The following is an 18784-nucleotide window of genomic DNA, read 5'->3' as shown; positions in this document are numbered from 1 at the left end:
CTTATGGGCGTGGCCAGTCTGTCACTCTGTCCGTGTCGCCTGAGGCGTATTCGACCGAACTGCTCAGGAGCCGAAACGTGGGGTCCATTCCGATGCAACGGGAGACCACTTTCCGTGCGTCCGCCCAGCCGGGGCACCAGCCCGGCCCGCCGGCGGTGGTGTGCACATCCCTGCCCGGAAACCCGACGGCGCCCGCCGCCGCACGCAAGTTCGTGCGCGCGGCGCTCGCCGACTGGATCGAGCTCGCGGTGCCCGCTGCCGCGGGTGTCACCGAGCGTCTGGCGGACGACGCCGTGCTGCTGGTCAGCGAACTCGTCACGAACGCCGTCGTGCACGCGGGCACGGCGGTCGAACTGCTGTGCCGACTCGACGAGGCCGGCCTGGGGGAGAGCAGCGACAGCCTGGTCATCGAGGTCTCCGACCACCACCCCGCCCGCGCGGTCCGCAGCGAGCCCACGCCCCAGCCGCCCGGCACACCCGAGTACGGCCGCGGTCTCCAGCTCGTCGCGACCCTCTCCGAGTCCTGGGGCATCACCTACCGCACCGGCACCAAGGCCGTCTGGGCCCGCCTCCCGGTCGGCGGCGTACAGGCCGTCCACGAGATCGAGTCGTACGCGAGCGAGCAGGCCGTGCAGCGGGGTCTTCGCACCGCCGACATCCTCGCGCCCCTGCCGAAGCGGATCACGCACGACACGGAGTGGGTCAACCGCGGCGCGCTCACCTTCCTCGCCGAAGCGTCCGATCTGCTCGCCGGGCAGTTCGACGAGGACCTCGTGGCCGCTCTCGCCGGGCAGCTGCTCGTGCCGCGGCTCGCGGACTGGTGCGCGGTATGGCTCGACGACGAGGCGGAGGTCGCGCCGCACGGCTCCGTGAACGGGGCCGCGGGCTCCCGGCTCGCCCGCGTCTGGCACACCAGCGAGCAGCGGATAGAGGAACTGCGCCGCAGCCTGGAGAAGGACCCGCCCCGGCTGCCCGAATCGGTCGGCTCCGGCGCCGTCCCCGTGCCGTGGCCCGGCGAGGCGCTCTCGGCGGCGGAGGAGGCGAGCGGCACGGCCCTCGCCTACCGCCTCACGGGGGGCGGTCGCGCGCTGGGCACGCTGATCATCGGGCGGGCCGGGATGGTGCGCTTCGCCGACGAGGTCACGGGCCTCATCGAGGACTTCAGCCGCCGCGTCGCGCTGGCCATCAACGCGGCGCGGCGCTACCAGCGCCAGGCCACCATCAGCCAGGTCCTGCAGCGCGGCCTGCTTCCGAGCTCCGTCGCGGACATCCCCGGAGTGCACAGCGGGGTGGTCTACGAGCCGCGGGACAAGGGCGGACCGGGCGGCGACTTCTACGACGTGTTCCAGGCGGGCAAGGGCCGCTGGTGCTTCGCGCTCGGTGACGTACAGGGCAAGGGCGTCGAGGCGGCCGTCGTGATCGGCCTCGCCCGGCCGTGGCTGCGGCTGCTCGCCCGCGAGGGGTACGAGGTCGCGGAGGTGCTCGACCGTCTCAACCAGCTCCTCCTCGACGACGCGACGGAGGCCGCGGACGCGGCCGCGGCGGTGGTCGCGGTGGCGGGCGGCCAGGGCGTGCCGCCGGACGGCGCCACCTCCCGCTTCCTCTCCCTCCTCTACGGAGAGCTGGTCCCCACGGACGACGGCGGCGTCCGCTGCACGGTGGCGAGCGCGGGCCACCCGCTGCCGCTCCTCCTCTCCCCGGACGGAACGGTCCGGGCGGCGGCCTCGCCCCAGCTGCTGCTGGGGGTCGTCGACGACGCGACGTACACGAGCGAGACGTTCGAGCTGCGGACGGGAGACACGCTGCTCTGCGTCACGGACGGGGTGACGGAGCGCCGCACGGGACAACTGATGTTCGACGACGGCGACGGCCTCGCGACGGCGCTCGCGAGCTGCGCGGGAATGGACGCGGCGCTGGTGGCGGAGCGGATCAAGCGCTTGGTGCACGAGTTCTCGGAGAGGCCGCCGGATGATGATCTGGCGGTGCTGGTGTTGCAGGCGCAGTGATGTGTCGGCGCGGGCGCTGGGTGGGCGACGTGCTTGTGCGGCTGGAGGCCCGGGGGGCGCCTCCCTCGTGGGACGCAGCCGGAGAGGCTGCCGGGGAGAGGCTGCCGGGTGACGACTTGGCGGTGCTGGTGTTGCAGGCGCAGTAGGCGGGCTCGGGCGCGGCGTCGGGGGCGTGCGCCGCGGGGTCTCCAGCGCGGCGTCCGGTTGCTTCGCGGTGCGGGACAATCGAAGGTATGCCTTCCGCACTGCCCGATGGCGAGCCCATGCCCGAGGACGGGGCCCTGCCCGCGTCCGCCCTCGCGGGTGCGGGGACGCGTCCGCTCGGCTTCTACCTCCACGTCCCGTACTGCGCCACACGCTGCGGCTACTGCGACTTCAACACCTACACCGCGACCGAGCTGCGCGGCTCCGGCGGCGTGCTCGCCTCGCGTGACAACTACGCGGACACCCTGATCGACGAGGTGCGGCTCGCGCGCAAGACCCTGGGTGAGGACCCGCGCCCGGTACAGACCGTCTTCGTCGGGGGCGGTACGCCGACGCTGCTCGCCGCGGCCGACCTGGTCCGCATGCTGGGGGCCGTGCGGGAGGAGTTCGGGCTCGCGGACGACGCGGAGATCACCACCGAGGCGAACCCGGAGTCCGTCGATCCGGCCTACCTGAGCGAGCTGCGGGCCGGTGGCTTCAACCGCGTCTCCTTCGGGATGCAGAGCGCGAAGCAGCACGTGCTGAAGGTGCTCGACCGTACGCACACCCCCGGCCGGCCCGAGGCCTGCGTGGCGGAGGCGCGCGCCGCGGGCTTCGAGCACGTCAACCTCGACCTCATCTACGGCACGCCGGGCGAGAGCGACGACGACTGGCGGGCCACGCTGGACGCGGCGATCGGCGCCGGGCCCGACCACGTCAGCGCCTACGCCCTGATCGTCGAGGAAGGCACGCAGCTGGCGCGGCGGATCAGGCGCGGCGAGGTGCCGATGACGGACGACGACGTGCACGCGGACCGGTACCTGATCGCCGATGAGGTGCTCGGGGGCGCGGGGTTCGACTGGTACGAGGTGTCCAACTGGGCCACGTCGGATGCGGGGCGGTGCCTGCACAACGAGCTGTACTGGCGCGGGGCCGACTGGTGGGGGGCCGGGCCGGGGGCCCACAGCCATGTCGGGGGCGTGCGGTGGTGGAACGTCAAGCATCCCGGGGCGTACGCGGGGGCGCTGGCCGCTGGGCGCTCGCCCGGGGCCGGGCGGGAGATTCTCGCCTCGGAGGATCGGCGGGTGGAGCGGATTCTGCTGGAGCTGCGGCTGCTTGAGGGGTGTCCGCTGACGCTGCTTCGGCCCGCCGGCCTCGCGGCCGCGGGGCGGGCCCTCTCGGACGGCCTCCTTCAGGCCGGGCCCTACGAGGAGGGGCGGGCCGTGCTTACCCTGCGGGGGCGGTTGTTGGCGGACGGGGTTGTGCGGGATCTGGTGGACTGAACGGTTGGGGTTCGGGCGGTCCCTGCGGGGCTTTCCCCAATCCCACCCCTTCCCGAAATTCCGGCTTCGCCGGCCGTGCAGTTGCCGTCATCACCGGCTTTGCCGAGTTCGTCCTCAAACGCCGGACGGGCTGAAGATGCCTGTCTGGGCCGGGTGGGCAGCTGCGGGGCAATCGGGTGGGTGGGATAGATCCGCCGCGCAGCGGCGGGCTAGGGCGCCGTCACGAAGTCGATCAGTTCCTCCACGCGGCCCAGCAGCGCCGGTTCAAGATCCCGGTAGCTGCGCACCGAGCCCAGGATCCGCTGCCAGGCGGCGCCCGTGTTCGGGGGCCAGCCGAGCGCCTCGCAGACGCCCGTCTTCCAGTCCTGTCCGCGCGGGACGCGGGGCCACGCGGCGATTCCCACCGAGGACGGCTTCACCGCCTCCCACACGTCGATATAGGGGTGCCCCACCACCAGCGCCGACGGAGAACTCACCGCCGCCGCGATCCTCGACTCCTTGGAGCCGGGGACCAGGTGGTCCACCAGGACGCCCAGACGCGCGTCAGGGCCGGGGGAGAACTCCTCGACGATCGCCGGGAGATCGTCGATGCCCTCCAGGTACTCGACGACCACGCCCTCGATCCGCAGGTCGTCGCCCCACACCCGCTCGACGAGCTCCGCGTCGTGCCGCCCCTCGACGTAGATCCGCCCGGCACGGGCGACCCGGGCCCGCGCCCCCGGCACGGCCACCGACCCCGAAGCGGTACGCGTGGGACGTACAGGCGAGGTGGAGGATGCGGTGGACGGGCGGACCAGCGTCACCGTCCGGCCCTCCAGGGCGAAGGCCCCCGGCGTCATGGGGAAGACGCGGTGCTTGCCGAAGCGGTCCTCCAGGGTCACCGTCGGGCCCTCCGCCGTCTTCTCGCAGCGGATCACCGCCCCGCAGAAGCCGGTGCTCAGCTCCTCCACCACGAGGTCCGCCTCCGCGGCGACCTCCGGCACGGGCTTCGGCTTCTTCCAGGGCGGGGTCAGGTCCGCGGAGTACTGGCGCATTTTCCCGACGATAGGAAGAAGAGGGGGGAGGCTCGCTACGACACGCCGAAGCGGGCCGCCAGTGTGGCGCGTTGCGCACGGACAAATGCCGCATCGACCACCGCGCCGTGCCCCGGCACGTACAGCGCGTCCTCGCCGCCCAGGTCCAGCAGCCGGTCGAGCGCGGCGGGCCACCGCGCCGGGACCGCGTCAGGACCGGCCTGCGGTTCGCCCGACTCCTCGACCAGGTCGCCGCAGAAGACGATCTCCGGGGACTGCGCGGTGCCGGGCACCAGGACCGCCAGGTCGTGGCCCGAGTGTCCCGGGCCCACGTTCGCGAGGAGCACCTGTACCCCGCCGCCCAGGTCGAGCGTCCACTCCCCGCACACCGAGTGGTGCGGCCGCACCAGCAGGTCGGCGGCCTCCGCCGCGGCGTCCGGCGCGACCCCGTGCCGCACGGCGTCGTCGCGCAGTTCGTCGCGGCCCCTTGCGAGGAGCGCGTCCAGGCCCACCGCGCCGTACACCTGCACGCCCGCGAACGCCGCGGCGCCAAGGACATGGTCGAAGTGCGGGTGCGTCAGGGCGAGATGGGTGACCCGGCGGCCCCCGCCGAGAATGCCGCGCGCCTGGGTCCGCAGCTCGGCCCCCTCGCGCAGGGTCGCCCCCGCCTCGATCATCAGCGCCGATTCACCGCCGACCACCAGACCCGCCGTGCAGTCCCAGACCGGCAGGCGCCGCCGCCCCGCATGCGGCGCGAGCCGCTCCCAACCCGCCTCGTCCCAAGCCAGTGCCACGTCCATGACGTCGACGCTAGCCCCGCACGGGCGGCTCGGCAGCCGCCACCTCGGCCGTCGGACCGACATAGGGGGTCCGGCCCTTGCCGGGGTCGTACCTGACGGCCGTACACTGGGCGCGGCGCAGGCTGGCACTCACCCGAGGGGAGTGCCAGGCGGGGCCGCAGAGCAGACAGGTTTCAGGGCAAGAGGTGGAGGTGTGCGCGGATGCTGAACGAACGCAGGCTCGAGGTGCTGCGCGCCATCGTCCACGACTATGTCGGCACCGAGGAGCCCGTCGGCTCCAAGGCGCTCACCGAACGGCACAGCCTCGGGGTCTCCCCGGCCACGGTCCGCAACGACATGGCGGCGCTGGAAGAGGAAGGGTTCATCGCCCAGCCTCATACGAGTGCGGGGCGCATCCCGACCGACAAGGGGTACCGCCTCTTCGTCGACAAGCTCGCGGGAGTCAAGCCGATGGCGGCGCCGGAGCGCAGGGCCATCCAGAACTTCCTCGACGGCGCCGTCGACCTCGACGACGTCGTGGCGCGCACGGTGCGGCTGCTCGCGCAGCTGACCCGGCAGGTCGCGGTCGTGCAGTATCCGTCCCTCACGCGGTCGACGGTGCGGCACGTGGAGCTGCTCTCACTGGCTCCCGCCCGCCTGATGCTCGTACTGATCACGGACACGGGCCGGGTCGAGCAGCGCATGATCGACTGTCCCGCCCCGTTCGGTGAGACCTCGCTCGCGGATCTGCGGGCGCGGCTCAACAGCAGGGTCGCGGGCCGCCGCTTCGCGGACGTGCCGCAGCTGGTGCAGGACATGACGGAGTCCTTCGACGCGGAGGACCGGGGCACAGTGGCGACGGTGCTCTCCACCCTCCTCGAAACCCTGGTCGAGGAGACCGAGGAGCGGCTGATGATCGGCGGAACGGCCAATCTCACCCGCTTCGGACATGACTTTCCCCTCACCATCAGGCCCGTCCTGGAGGCTCTTGAGGAGCAGGTCGTCCTGCTCAAGTTGCTTGGCGAAGCCACGGATTCGGGCATGACCGTACGGATCGGTCACGAGAACGCCCATGAGGGACTCAGCTCCACGTCCGTGGTCTCCGTCGGCTACGGTTCGGGCAGCGAGGCAGTAGCCAAACTCGGCGTGGTCGGCCCGACCCGCATGGACTATCCGGGAACGATGGGAGCAGTACGCGCAGTGGCACGTTACGTCGGACAGATCCTGGCGGAGTCGTAAGTGGCCACGGACTACTACGCCGTACTAGGCGTGCGCCGCGACGCTTCCCAGGACGAGATCAAGAAGGCCTTCCGGAGGCTTGCGCGAGAGCTTCACCCGGACGTGAATCCGGATCCGAAGACTCAGGAGCGCTTCAAGGAGATCAACGCCGCGTACGAGGTGTTGTCGGACCCGCAGAAGAAGCAGGTCTACGACCTCGGCGGCGACCCGCTGTCCCAGCAGGCAGGCGGCGGTGCGGGCGGTTTCGGGGCCGGTGGCTTCGGCAACTTCTCGGACATCATGGACGCGTTCTTCGGGACGGCGTCGCAGCGCGGCCCCCGGTCGCGCACGCGCCGTGGCCAGGACGCCATGATCCGGCTCGAGATCGACCTGGACGAGGCGGCCTTCGGGACCACCAAGGACATACAGGTCGACACGGCGGTCGTCTGCACGACCTGCAGCGGTGAAGGTGCCGCGCCGGGGACATCCGCTCAAACGTGTGACATGTGCCGCGGTCGCGGCGAGGTGTCGCAGGTCACGCGGTCCTTCCTCGGCCAGGTCATGACGTCGCGGCCGTGCCCGCAGTGTCAGGGCTTCGGCACGGTCGTGCCCACCCCGTGCCCGGAGTGCGCCGGCGACGGCCGCATCCGGTCGCGGCGGACGCTCACCGTGAAGATCCCCGCCGGTGTCGACAACGGCACGCGGATCCAGCTCGCGGGCGAGGGTGAGGTCGGCCCCGGCGGCGGCCCCGCCGGCGACCTGTACGTGGAGATCCACGAGCTGCCGCACGCCGTGTTCCAGCGGCGCGGGGACGACCTGCACTGCACGGTCACCATCCCCATGACGGCCGCGGCCCTGGGCACCAAGGTGCCCCTGGAGACGCTGGACGGACTGGAGGAGGTCGACATCCGGCCGGGCACGCAGTCCGGCCAGTCGGTCCCGCTGCACGGCAGGGGCATCACGCACCTGCGGGGCGGCGGTCGAGGTGACCTCATCGTGCACGTCGAGGTCCTCACACCGAGCAAGCTGGACGCGGAGCAGGAGCGGGTCCTGCGGGAGCTTGCGGTGCTGCGGGGCGAGGAGCGGCCCACCGGGCAGTTCCAGCCGGGGCAGCAGGGCTTGTTCTCGCGTCTTAAGGACGCGTTCAACGGACGCTGAGGTTCTGGTGCTCCGGTGCCGGAGGGATTGCCCTCCGGCACCGGAGCACCGTTGATTCCTGCGGGGTGACGGGTGGGTGGGCGGGAAAGTCCGTAGCCCGCCGCAGGCGCCCGCGGGCCCGGCGCAAGGGGCGATTCGGCCGCCCGCCCAGGGCATGGCACGATGCGGTCATGTCCTCCGCACTGACCGATCTCTGCCGCCTTCCGATCGTGCAGGCCCCCATGGCGGGCGGCGCCTCGTGCCCCCAGCTCGCCGCGGCCGTGTCCGAGGCCGGAGGGCTCGGTTTCCTCGCCGCCGGGTACAAAACCGCCGACGGGATGTACCAGGAGATCAAACAGCTGCGGGGGCTCACGAGCCGGCCGTTCGGCGTGAACCTCTTCATGCCGCAGCCCGAGTACGCCGATGCCGCCGCCGTCGACGTCTACCGCAACCAGCTCGCCGGTGAGGCCGCCTGGTACGAGACGCAGCTCGGCGATCCGGACAGTGGCCGCGACGACGGTTACGACGCCAAGCTCGCGATCCTCGTCGAGGACCCGGTGCCGCTGGTGTCGTTCACCTTCGGCTGCCCCACCCGCGACGTCTTCGACGCCTTCGCGCGGGTCGGCACGATCACCGTCGTCACCGTCACCTCGCCCGAAGAGGCGCAGACCGCCCAGTGGTCGGGTGCCGACGCCGTGTGCGTACAGGGCATCGAGGCGGGCGGCCATCAGGGCACGCACCGCGACAACCCCGAGACGGACGGCGCCGGGCTCGGCCTCCTCTCGCTCATCGCGCAGGTGCGCGACACCGTGCAGATCCCGGTCGTCGCGGCCGGCGGTCTGATGCGCGGCTCGCAGATCGCCGCGGTGCTCGCGGCGGGCGCCGACGCGGCGCAGCTCGGCACGGCCTTCCTGGTCTGCCCCGAGTCGGGCGCGAACGCCCTGCACAAGCAGGCGATGACCAACCCGCTGTTCACCCGGACCGAACTGACCCGGGCCTTCTCGGGACGCCCCGCACGGGGCCTGGTCAACCGCTTCATGCGCGAGCACGGTCCCTACGCCCCCGCCGCCTACCCCCAGATCCACCACCTCACCAGCGGTCTGCGCAAGGCCGCCGCCAAGGCTGGTGACGCGCAGGGCATGGCGCTGTGGGCGGGGCAGGGCCACCGCATGGCGCGGGAGCTTCCCGCCGCGCAGCTCGTGGAGGTCCTCGCGGCCGAACTGGCCGAGTCGAAGGCCGTGTTGGCGGCCGGAGGGCAGCAGGGGACCCAGCCGGGGAGCCAGGCGTGACCGCACCCGTCTTCGTCGTCGAGACCTTCGAGACCCATGGGAACGCTGCCGCGGGCGGCGCCGGACGCTACGTACTCGACGGCCCAGAAGGGCGCCACGCCGTCTCCGTGAAGCGGTTGCACGCCGGTGAGGACGTCGTCCTGACCGACGGAGCCGGGCGTTGGGCCGACTGCGTGGTCGAGGACACCGAGGGCAAGGACCGGCTGATCCTGCGGATGGACTCCGTACAGGAAGAGGCATCGCAGGAACCCCGCATCACCGTCGTACAGGCGCTGCCCAAGGGCGACCGCGGTGAACTCGCCGTCGAGACCATGACGGAGACCGGCGTCGACGCGATCGTGCCCTGGTCCGCGTCGCGCTGCATCACGCAGTGGAAGGGCGAGCGCGGGCTCAAGGCACTCGGCAAGTGGCGTGCCACGGCGCGCGAGGCGGGCAAGCAGTCGCGCCGGGTGCGTTTTCCCGAGGTGGCGGACGCCCTGTCGACCAAGCAGGTCGCCGCGCTGCTCGCCACGGCCGACCTCGCCGCGGTCCTGCACGAGGAGGGCAGCGAGCCGCTGGCCACGGCGGATCTTCCGGCGGCCGGGCACATCGTCCTCGTGGTCGGACCCGAGGGCGGCGTATCCCCGGACGAGCTCGCGGCGTTCGCGGACGCGGGAGCGAAGCCGTACCGCCTGGGGCGCAGCGTGTTGCGTACGTCCACCGCCGGGACCGCGGCGGCCGCACTGCTCCTGGGACGCACGGGCCGCTGGTCCTGAGCCCACCCGCGGTGGGCCCCGAGGGAGTGGACGCAAAGGGGACTATCGTCAGACGGCCCGCAGTGGCACTCTGCCGCCTATGGGGGCATTGAGGCGCTTACGTGATCGTGCGGTGGACGTGCGCGGCAGGCGGCGGCGGGTGCTGTACGCCGTCGGGTTGGCGGGGGCGGCGGTGATCGGGGTCGCCGCGTGCGATCCGGTCGGCGGAGGCATGAACACGGCGGCCGTCGCGATCACCACCGACCAGATGGCCACCAAGGAGCTGGAGCGGCAGCACCTCGACGTGCTGTGGATCAGCTGTACCGCCCGCTTCGAGAACAAGGCCACCCCGACCAGCGACGCCCCCGACCGCGAGGCCCACGCCACGGTCGACTGCCAGGGACAGGCCAGGAAGGGGAAGGGGGGCGACGACACCGGCGACATCACCGTCAAGGGGACGGTGACCTCCGTCGTCGACGGCCACTGCGTACGCGGGGACCTCACCGCCAAGGTCGACGGCAAGGAGTGGTTCCGGGTGGACGTCATCGGCGACTGCTCCGGCGGCGACCGGTCGACCGAGCCGGAGGAGCCGGACCAGCCGGAGAAGCCGGATCAACCGGACCAGCCGGACGAGCCCGACCAGCGGCCCACCGCGACCGTCACCGTGACCGCCACGCCCGATCCGCCACCGCGGCAACCCGATCCGACCTGCTCATGCTTCAAGGGCAAGTGATCCAAAACCCTGTCCGGCTCCACCGAGGCTGCCTAGGCTGGCCGTGTGACACTGACTGGACATTCCGCGTATCTCCGGTTTCCGCATCTGCGTGGCGAGTTGGTCGCCTTCACCGCAGAGGACGACGTCTGGGTCGCGCCCCTCGACGGGGGCCGGGCATGGCGCGTGAGCGCCGACAACACGCCGGTGACCCACCCCCGTATCTCCCCGGACGGGGCGACCGTCGCCTGGACGTCCACGCGTGACGGAGCCCCCGAGGTGCATGTCGCCCCGGTCGACGGCGGCGCCTCCAAACGCCTTACGTACTGGGGCAGTTCGCGCACCTCGGTGCGGGGCTGGACCCCGGACGGACAGGTTCTCGCCGTCAGTACGGCCGGCCAGGCCTCGCTGCGCCGCAGCTGGGCGCGGGCCGTTCCACTGGACGGTGGGCCCGCGGACACGCTGCCGTACGGGATCGTGGGGGACGTCGCCTACGGCCCGCGGGTCGGCCAACTCCTGCTGCTCTCCGCCCCGATGGGACGTGAGGCCGCCTGGTGGAAGCGGTACCGCGGCGGCACGGCGGGAAAGCTGTGGATCCGGCGTGGCGGTGCTGACGCCGAGGGCGGCGAGGATCGCTTCGTACGCGTCCATCAAGAGCTCGACGGGAACATCGAGTACCCCCTCTGGGTGGGGGAGCGTGTCGCCTTCCTCTCCGATCACGAGGGCGTCGGGGCCGTCTACTCCTCGCTGCCCGACGGCTCCGACCTGCGCCGGCACACGGGCATCGACGGCTTCTACGCCCGGCACGCCGCGACCGACGGCGCCCGCGTCGTGTACGCGTCGGCGGGTGAACTCCGGCTCCTGGACAACCTGGTGGACGCGGAGCCGCGCCGCGTCGACGTCCGGCTCGGCGGCCAGCGCACCGACCTCCAGCCGTTCCCCGTGAGCGCCGCGCGCTGGTTCGGCGCCGCCGCTCCCGACCACACGGGACGCGGCAGCGCCGTCTCCGTGCGCGGCGGTGTGCACTGGGTGACCCACCGCGAGGGTCCCGCCCGCGCGCTCGCCGTCGAGCACGGGGTGCGCGCACGGCTGCCGCGGACGTTCCGCGTCGACGGCGAGGAGCACGTCGTCTGGGTGACGGACGCGGAGGGCGACGACGCGCTCCAGTTCGCGCCGGCCACGGGGCTCGCGCCGGGTGCCACGCCCCGCAGGATCGCCGCCGGGCAGCTGGGCCGGGTGCTCGGGCTCGCCATGGCGCCCGACGGCAGCCGGGCCGCCGTCGCCTCGCACGACGGGCGGGTACTACTGGTCGAGCGGGAGAGCGGGGAGGTGCGCGAGGTGGACCGCGGGGAGGACGGGGACGCCGGCGGTCTCGTCTTCTCGCCGGACTCGGCCTGGCTGGCCTGGTCGCATCCGGGGCCGCGTCCGCTGCGGCAGCTGAAGCTGGCGAACACGGCGGACCTCTCGGTGTCCGATGCGACCCCGCTGCGGTTCCGTGACTACGCGCCCGCGTTCACGCTCGACGGGAAGCATCTGGCGTTCCTGTCCGCGCGGGCCTTCGACCCCGTCTACGACGAGCACGTCTTCGACCTCGCCTTCGTGGGAGGCTCGCGGCCGTACCTGATCACGCTGGCCGCCACCACTCCCTCACCCTTCGGGCCGCAGCGGCACGGGCGCCCCTTCGAGGCACCCGACAAGGACGAGACCCCGGACAGCGAGGGCTCGCCCGTCACCCGCATCGACCTCGACGGCCTCGCCGACCGCATCGTGCCGTTCCCGGTCGAGGCCGCCCGGTACTCGACCCTGCGGGCCGCCAAGGACGGCGTCCTGTGGCTGCGCCACCCCGTGCGGGGCGTCCTCGGCGCCTCCCGCGCCACTCCGTCCGATCCCGACCCGCAGACCGAGCTCGAACGCTACGACCTCGTACAACAGCGCATCGAGGAACTGGCGTCGGACGCCGACCACTTCACCGTCAGCGGGGACGGCAAGCGGGTGCTGCTGTGGGCCGACGGGAAGCTGAAGGTCGTGCCGAGCGACCGGCGGGCATCCGGTGACGAGAGCTCCGACTCGAACATCACGGTCGACCTCACGCGGGTCCGCCAGACCGTCGATCCCGCCGCCGAATGGCGCCAGATGTACGACGAGGCCGGGCGCCTCATGCGGGACAACTTCTGGCGGCCCGACCTCGGCGGTATCGACTGGAACGGCGTGCTCGACCGGTACCGTCCGGTGCTCGACCGGGTGGCCACGCACGACGACCTCGTGGACCTGCTGTGGGAGGTCGCCGGGGAGCTCGGCACGTCCCACGCGTACGTCATGGGGGGCGGGGCGCGGGGGAGTTCGGCGGTGCGCCAGGGGCTGCTCGGCGCGGATGTCTCGCGGGGCGCGGACGGGGCGTGGCGGATCGACCGGATCCTCCCCTCCGAGACGTCGGACCCCTCCGCCCGGTCGCCGCTCGCCGCGCCGGGGGTGGCGGTGCGGGCGGGAGACGCGCTCCTGGCGATCGCGGGGCGGCCGGTCGACCCGGTGACCGGGCCCGGGCCGCTCCTGGTGGGTACGGCGGACAAGCCGGTGGAGCTGACGGTGTCGCCCGCGGGTGGCGGCGACCCGCGGCACGCGGTGGTGATCCCGGTCGACGACGAGGAGCCGTTGCGGTACCACGCGTGGGTCGTGGACCGGCGTGCGTACGTCCACGAGCGGTCGGGCGGACGGCTCGGCTATCTGCACGTGCCGGACATGCAGGCTCCCGGTTGGGCGCAGATCCACCGTGACCTGCGGGTGGAGGTGGCGCGGGACGGGCTCGTGGTGGATGTCCGGGAGAACCGTGGCGGGCACACGTCCCAGCTGGTGGTGGAGAAGCTGGCCCGCAGGATCGTGGGCTGGGACCTGCCGCGGGGCACGCGCCCGTTCAGCTATCCGGAGGACGCGCCGCGCGGTCCTGTCGTCGCTGTCGCCAACGAGTTCTCCGGTTCCGACGGGGACATCGTGAACGCGGCGATCAAGGCGTTGGGGATCGGTCCCGTGGTGGGGACACGGACGTGGGGCGGCGTGATCGGCATCGACAGCAGGTACCGCCTGGTGGACGGGACGCTGGTGACGCAGCCGAAGTACGCGTTCTGGCTGGAGGGGTACGGGTGGGGCGTCGAGAACTACGGGGTGGACCCGGACGTGGAGGTGGTGACGACCCCGGAGGACTACGCCGCGGGCCGGGACCCCCAACTGGACGAGGCGATCCGCCTGGCCTTGGCTGCGCTGGAGACTTCGCCACCCAAGAGGGCACCGGAGCTGCCGGGGGCTTGAGGCGGTGCGGCTGCGGGGCAATCGGGTGGGCGGGAAAGGTCTGTTCGTTCACGGACGGCTGCGGGGCAATCGGGTGGGTGGGCGGGAAAGGTCTGTTCGTTCAGAGTCGGATGCGGGGTGATCGGATGCGAGGTGAACGGATGCGAGGTGAACGGGTGGGTGGGTGGGAGAGGCCTGTTCGGCAAGGACCGGGCCGCCGGGGGCTGAGGCGAGGGGCCAGGCGTGGGCGCAGCCCGGATAGCATGCGGGGGGCCAGTACAACCAGCTAGGACCGGAGGCGCCCCATGGCGGGAGAACCGCAGGCTGACTGCCTGTTCTGCAAGATCGTCGCAGGCGAGGTGCCCGCGACCCTCGTGAAGGAGACGGACACGACCGTCGCCTTCCGGGACATCAACCCGCAGGCCCCCAGCCACGTCCTGATCATCCCCAAGGCGCACTACCCGGACGCCGCCTCCCTCGCCGCCGCCGAACCCACCATCGCCGCCGACGTCCTGCGCGATGCCGGCGAGGTCGCAGCCGATGAGAAGTCGGAGAGCTACCGCATCGTCTTCAACACCGGCACCGGCGCGGGTCAGACCGTCTTCCACGCGCACGCCCACGTCCTCGGCGGGCGCGGCCTGCAGTGGCCTCCGGGATAACCCACCTTGTCCGCACGCGAACTGGTGATCCTCGGCACCGCGAGCCAGGTCCCCACCCGGCACCGCAACCACAACGGCTACGTCCTCCTCTGGGACGGGCAGGGCATCCTCTTCGACCCCGGCGAGGGCACGCAGCGGCAGATGCTGCGCGCCGGGGTCGCCGCGCACGACCTGCACCGGATCTGTGTCACGCACTTCCACGGCGACCACTCGCTGGGGCTGCCGGGCGTCATCCAGCGGATCAATCTGGACCGGGTCCCGCACGACGTGACCGTGAACTACCCGCGCTCCGGCCGGCATTTCTTCGATCGGCTCCGACACGCCACCGCCTACCGCGAGACCGTCCCGCTCATCGAGGAACCCGTCTCGAACGACGGGCGGTTGGCCGTCACTCCCTCCTTCGCGCTCGACGCCGTCAAGCTCTCGCACCCCGTCGAGTCCTTCGGCTACCGCATCACCGAGCCCGACGGCCGGCGCATACTCCCCGAGCTGCTCGCCGCGCGCGGCATCGCGGGTCCCGACGTGGGACGCCTGCAGCGCGAAGGCGTACTGCGGGGCGTCACGCTCGACGACGTGAGCACGGTGCGGCGCGGGCAGAAGTTCGCCTTCGTCATGGACACCCGGCTCTGCGACGGCGTCCACGACCTGGCGGAGGGCTGCGACATGCTCGTCATCGAGTCCACCTTCACCGACGAGGACGAGCAACTCGCCTTCGACCATGGGCATCTGACCGCGGGTCAAGCCGCGCGCGTCGCCATCGACTCCGGCGTCCGGCATCTCGTACTGACCCACTTCAGCCAGCGCTACCCCGACCCCGGCGTATTCGAGCAGCAGGCCCGGGACGCGGGGTTCGACGGTGAACTCACCGTCGCACAAGACCTGTTGCGTGTACCTCTGCCCAAACGAACCACCTGAGTGAGCCGCCGTCATGCCCCTTCCCAAAGCCGAACTCCACCTCCACATCGAGGGCACGCTCGAACCCGAGCTGGCTTTCTCCCTCGCCGCCCGCAACGGCATCACCCTCCCGTACGCGGACACCGAAGAGCTGCGCAAGGCCTATCTCTTCGATGATCTGCAGTCCTTTCTCGATCTGTACTACGGGTTGATGGCCGTTCTGCTCACCGAGGAGGACTTCGAGGAGCTTGCCGACGCCTATCTGGCGCGGGCAGCCCGGCAGGGCGTGCGACACGCCGAGATCTTCTTCGACCCGCAGGCGCACATGGTGCGCGGGGTCGCCATCGGCACCGTGATCGAGGGGCTCGGACGCGCCCTCGACCGCAGCGTCGAGCGGCACGGCGTCTCGACGCGGCTCATCATGTGCTTCCTGCGCGACCAGTCCGCCGAGTCGGCGCTCGAGACCTTGGAGGCCGCCAGGCCGCACCTCCACCGCATCATCGGCGTCGGGCTCGACTCGGCCGAGGTCGGCCATCCGCCCGCCAAGTTCCGCGAGGTGTACGAGGCAGCCGCCGCGCTCGGCCTGCGCCGGGTCGCGCACGCGGGCGAGGAGGGACCGCCCGCGTACATCACGGAGGCCCTGGACGTCCTGGGCGTCGAGCGCATCGACCACGGGCTGCGCTGCATGGAGGACCCGGCGCTGGTGGACCGGCTCGTGAGCGAGCGGGTGCCGCTCACCCTCTGCCCGCTGTCCAACGTCCGGCTGCGCGCCATCGACGTACTCGAAGAGCACCCGCTCGTGCGGATGATGGACGCCGGGCTGCTGTGCACGGTCAACTCCGACGACCCCGCGTACTTCGGTGGATACGTCGACGACACCTTCCACGCCGTACGGGAAGCGCTCGCGCTCGACCAGGAGCGGCTGCGGGAGCTCGCGCGGAACTCGTTCGAGGCGTCATTCCTCGACGGGAGCGCCGAGGACGAGGCGCTGCGGGCGCGGTACCTCGCCGAGGTCGCGGAATATTCGTTCGACTGATCGCCGGGGCGGGACTACGGTCCGTCCATGGATTCCTTCATTCAGCTCTACGGCTGACATCACCCTCACCGGCCCGCGCGCCCCGCTGATCAGCGGCAGGCGCCGGGCCGTCGTGTCCTCGTCCCGGAAAGTCGGATCACACGAAGGAATCTCTCATGCAGCGTCGAACAACCCGTCGCCGTGCCCATATCGCCATGGTCGGCGTCCCGATGGTCAGCCATGTGCTGCCAAGCCTGGAGATCATCCGTGAGCTGGTGGCGCGCGGTCACCGGGTGACGTACGCGAACGATCCGGCGAACCGCGAGCTCATCGAGCCCACCGGAGCCGAACTCGTCCCGTGCGCCTCGGTGTTGCCGTTCAAGGACAACGTCTGGCCCGAGGACCCGATCGCCGCGAGCGGTCTCTTCCTCGACGACGCGATGGCGATGCTCCCGCAGTTGCGCTCGTTCTACGACGACGACCCCGCCGATCTGTATCTGTACGACATCGGCGCGTACGTCGCCCGCGCGCTCGCCGAAGGGCAGCAGCGGCCGTTCCTGCAGCTGTCGCCCACCTTCGTGGCCTGGGAGGGGTACCAGGAGGAGGTCGGGGCCCAGTTCCGGCAGCTGCCCGGTGCCGCCGCACTGGAGGCGCGGTTCGGGGAGTGGCTCGCGGGCAGCGGGGCCACGACCCTGGACGTAGCCGCCTTCTCGGGCACGCCCGACCGTGCCGTCGCGATGATCCCGCGGGCCATGCAGCTGAACGCCGACCGGGTCGATCCGAAGCGGGTCGACTTCGTCGGGCCCTGCTTCGGTGACCGGTCCGGGCAGGGCGGCTGGAGCCGGCCCGAGGGTGCCGAGAAGGTGCTGCTCGTGTCGCTCGGCTCCTCGTACACCCAGCAGCCCGAGTTCTACCGGCAGTGCGTGGGCGCCTTCGGCGGCCTCGCGGGGTGGCACGTGGTGCTGCAGATCGGCAAGCACGTGGACCCCGCGGAGCTCGGGGATGTGCCGGGGAACGTGGAAGTGCGCTCGTGGGTGCCGCAGTTGGCGATCCTGGAGCAGGCCGACGCGTTCGTCACGCACGCGGGCATGGGCAGCAGCAGTGAGGGGCTGTTCTGCGGGGTGCCGATGATCGCCGTGCCGCAGGGCGCCGAGCAGCCGCTCAACGCGGGGCGGCTCGTGGAGCTGGGGGTCGCGCGGAGGCTGGAAACCGCCGAGGCGACGCCGGACGCGCTGCGTTCGGCCCTCCTCGAGCTGACGTCCGACCCCGACGTCGCGCTCCGGGCCGCACGCCTGAAGGCCGAGGTGCGGGCCGAGGGCGGCACGGCTCGGGCGGCCGATCTCATCGAGGCGGAGCTCGACGGCTAGCGGCCGGACTCCTTTGAACGCCGGACGGGCCGGAATCAGCCTGTCCGGCGTTCGTCCGTTACGTTGCCTGCATGGTCGTACCTCTCAAACCCAGCATCGACCCGCTCAAGGGAGCTCGCAGGGCTGGCGATCCGCCCTGCGACGTCTTCCTCACCGGCACGGTCTTCCTCGACATCATCTTCACCGGCCTCGACTCCGCGCCCGTGCGCGGCACCGAGTCCTGGGCGCGCGGGATGGGGTCGAGCCCCGGTGGCGTCGCCAACATGGCGACCGCGCTCGCCCGGCTCGGCCTGCGCACCTCGCTGGCGGCGGCATTCGGGGACGACCACTACGGGGAGTACTGCTGGGACGCGCTCGAACAGGGCGAGGGCATCGACCTCGCGACGTCGCGCACCGTGCCCGGCTGGCACTCACCGGTGACCGTCTCCATGGCGTACGAAGGTGAGCGGACCATGGTCAGCCACGGGCACGAGCCGCCGCCCGACGCCGATTCCCCCGACGGAGGCGCCCCGGCCTGCCCGCCACGCGCGCGTGCCGCCGTAGCCTCCCTGACACCCGCTGCGCGGGCGCCCTGGATCGCCGGGGCCGCGCGCTCGGGCACACGGATCTTCGCCGACGTGGGCTGGGACGACACCGGACGCTGGGACCTGGCCGGACTCCCGGACCTGGCGCACTGCGAGGCGTTCCTGCCGAACGCGGAGGAGGCCATGCGGTACACCCGTACGCAGTGCCCCCGGGCCGCCGCGCGGGCGCTGACCGAACACGTGCCGCTCGCCGTGGTGACGCTGGGTGCGGAAGGGGCGTACGCGGTGGACGGACGTACCGGCGAGACCGCGGAGGTTCCGGCCATCGCCGTCGAGGCCCTTGATCCCACAGGGGCCGGTGATGTCTTCGTGGCGGGCTTCGTGACCGGCACCCTCGCCGGGTGGCCGCTCGCGGACCGGCTCGCCTTCGCCGGGCTGACGGCGGCGCTGTCCGTGCAGGAGTTCGGGGGTTCGCTGTCGGCGCCGGGCTGGGCGGAGGTCGCCACGTGGTGGCGGACCGTGCGGGAGGTCGAGGACCAGGACCCGGTGGCGCTGCGCCGGTACGGGTTCCTGGAGGGCCTGCTTCCGGAGGCCACGCGCCCATGGCCGCTGCGGCGTGCCGTGCCCACGATCGGGTTCCGGTCGGCGTAGTGGGCGCCAGAGGTCGCACGGCCGTGCGTGACCGGAGTGGA

Annotated in this window: 15 protein-coding genes; 13 read left to right on the top strand and 2 right to left on the bottom strand. The window is 72.1% G+C overall.

Annotation, left to right across the window (positions count from 1 at the left end; all coding sequences use genetic code 11):
* The first annotated feature begins 77 nt into the window (after positions 1–77).
* Positions 78–2006 carry a SpoIIE family protein phosphatase gene (locus ACZ5WE_RS04405; RefSeq protein ID WP_467687607.1) on the top strand — a complete coding sequence of 643 codons (1929 nt, stop codon included), beginning with the start codon at positions 78–80 and terminating at the stop codon, positions 2004–2006.
* 233 nt (positions 2007–2239) lie between these two features.
* Positions 2240–3472, top strand: coding sequence for a radical SAM family heme chaperone HemW (gene hemW, locus ACZ5WE_RS04400; RefSeq protein WP_467687609.1), 1233 nt, complete (start codon positions 2240–2242; stop codon positions 3470–3472).
* A gap of 209 nt (positions 3473–3681) precedes the next feature.
* Here hemW and ACZ5WE_RS04395 read toward each other — a convergent pair whose 3' ends face one another.
* Both ACZ5WE_RS04395 and ACZ5WE_RS04390 read right to left on the bottom strand, forming a co-directional pair.
* Complete coding sequence (locus ACZ5WE_RS04395) at positions 3682–4506, bottom strand: DUF3097 domain-containing protein (protein ID WP_467687611.1); 825 nt, start codon at positions 4504–4506, stop codon at positions 3682–3684.
* A 35-nt stretch (positions 4507–4541) separates the two neighbouring features.
* Positions 4542–5285, bottom strand: a complete 744-nt coding sequence (locus tag ACZ5WE_RS04390) for an MBL fold metallo-hydrolase (RefSeq protein WP_467687613.1) — start codon at positions 5283–5285, stop codon at positions 4542–4544.
* Positions 5286–5486: 201 nt separating this feature from the next.
* Between ACZ5WE_RS04390 and hrcA the strand changes: the two genes are divergently transcribed.
* The 11 genes from hrcA to ACZ5WE_RS04335 all read left to right on the top strand — a co-directional run bounded on the left by hrcA (position 5487) and on the right by ACZ5WE_RS04335 (position 18743).
* On the top strand, positions 5487–6503 hold the full coding sequence (gene hrcA / locus ACZ5WE_RS04385; RefSeq protein WP_160504974.1) for a heat-inducible transcriptional repressor HrcA: 1017 nt from the start codon (positions 5487–5489) through the stop codon (positions 6501–6503).
* Complete coding sequence (gene dnaJ / locus ACZ5WE_RS04380) at positions 6504–7640, top strand: molecular chaperone DnaJ (protein ID WP_467687615.1); 1137 nt, start codon at positions 6504–6506, stop codon at positions 7638–7640.
* Between the two features lie 170 nt (positions 7641–7810).
* Positions 7811–8908 carry a nitronate monooxygenase gene (locus ACZ5WE_RS04375; protein WP_467687617.1) on the top strand — a complete coding sequence of 366 codons (1098 nt, stop codon included), beginning with the start codon at positions 7811–7813 and terminating at the stop codon, positions 8906–8908.
* Positions 8905–9663 (top strand): 16S rRNA (uracil(1498)-N(3))-methyltransferase, encoded by a 759-nt coding sequence (locus ACZ5WE_RS04370; protein ID WP_467687619.1) that lies wholly within the window; start codon positions 8905–8907, stop codon positions 9661–9663. Before ACZ5WE_RS04375 ends, ACZ5WE_RS04370 begins: the two co-directional genes overlap by 4 nt.
* Before the next feature lie 79 nt (positions 9664–9742).
* The gene (locus ACZ5WE_RS04365; protein WP_467687621.1) at positions 9743–10375 is read left to right on the top strand and encodes a hypothetical protein; all 633 of its coding nucleotides are present in this window, start codon (positions 9743–9745) and stop codon (positions 10373–10375) included.
* A gap of 51 nt (positions 10376–10426) precedes the next feature.
* Entirely contained in the window at positions 10427–13654 is a 3228-nt protein-coding gene (locus ACZ5WE_RS04360; RefSeq protein ID WP_467687893.1) for a S41 family peptidase, read from the top strand.
* A gap of 284 nt (positions 13655–13938) precedes the next feature.
* Positions 13939–14292 (top strand): histidine triad nucleotide-binding protein, encoded by a 354-nt coding sequence (locus ACZ5WE_RS04355; RefSeq protein ID WP_467687623.1) that lies wholly within the window; start codon positions 13939–13941, stop codon positions 14290–14292.
* A 6-nt stretch (positions 14293–14298) separates the two neighbouring features.
* Positions 14299–15207, top strand: coding sequence for a ribonuclease Z (locus ACZ5WE_RS04350; protein WP_467687625.1), 909 nt, complete (start codon positions 14299–14301; stop codon positions 15205–15207).
* Positions 15208–15220: 13 nt separating this feature from the next.
* Entirely contained in the window at positions 15221–16222 is a 1002-nt protein-coding gene (locus ACZ5WE_RS04345) for an adenosine deaminase (RefSeq protein WP_467687626.1), read from the top strand.
* Positions 16223–16377: 155 nt separating this feature from the next.
* On the top strand, positions 16378–17568 hold the full coding sequence (locus ACZ5WE_RS04340; RefSeq protein WP_467687628.1) for a macrolide family glycosyltransferase: 1191 nt from the start codon (positions 16378–16380) through the stop codon (positions 17566–17568).
* Between the two features lie 71 nt (positions 17569–17639).
* Positions 17640–18743: a carbohydrate kinase family protein gene (locus ACZ5WE_RS04335; RefSeq protein WP_467687630.1), complete on the top strand. Its 1104-nt coding sequence runs from the start codon at positions 17640–17642 to the stop codon at positions 18741–18743.
* Positions 18744–18784 lie beyond the last annotated feature (41 nt).

The sequence above is a fragment of the Streptomyces sp. NPDC033180 genome (genome assembly GCF_055577645.1).
The sequence above is the reverse complement of the archived record's forward strand: the minus strand, read 5'-3'. Positions and strand labels throughout refer to the sequence as shown.

Coding starts and splice junctions, on each gene's coding strand:
- ACZ5WE_RS04355 (WP_467687623.1), top strand. CDS start 13,939: ATGGCGGGAGAACCGCAGGCTGACTGCCTGTTCTGCAAGATCGTCGCA.
- hrcA (WP_160504974.1), top strand. CDS start 5,487: ATGCTGAACGAACGCAGGCTCGAGGTGCTGCGCGCCATCGTCCACGAC.
- ACZ5WE_RS04375 (WP_467687617.1), top strand. CDS start 7,811: ATGTCCTCCGCACTGACCGATCTCTGCCGCCTTCCGATCGTGCAGGCC.
- ACZ5WE_RS04395 (WP_467687611.1), bottom strand. CDS start 4,506: ATGCGCCAGTACTCCGCGGACCTGACCCCGCCCTGGAAGAAGCCGAAG.
- ACZ5WE_RS04340 (WP_467687628.1), top strand. CDS start 16,378: ATGCAGCGTCGAACAACCCGTCGCCGTGCCCATATCGCCATGGTCGGC.
- ACZ5WE_RS04335 (WP_467687630.1), top strand. CDS start 17,640: ATGGTCGTACCTCTCAAACCCAGCATCGACCCGCTCAAGGGAGCTCGC.
- ACZ5WE_RS04365 (WP_467687621.1), top strand. CDS start 9,743: ATGGGGGCATTGAGGCGCTTACGTGATCGTGCGGTGGACGTGCGCGGC.
- hemW (WP_467687609.1), top strand. CDS start 2,240: ATGCCTTCCGCACTGCCCGATGGCGAGCCCATGCCCGAGGACGGGGCC.
- ACZ5WE_RS04345 (WP_467687626.1), top strand. CDS start 15,221: ATGCCCCTTCCCAAAGCCGAACTCCACCTCCACATCGAGGGCACGCTC.
- ACZ5WE_RS04390 (WP_467687613.1), bottom strand. CDS start 5,285: ATGGACGTGGCACTGGCTTGGGACGAGGCGGGTTGGGAGCGGCTCGCG.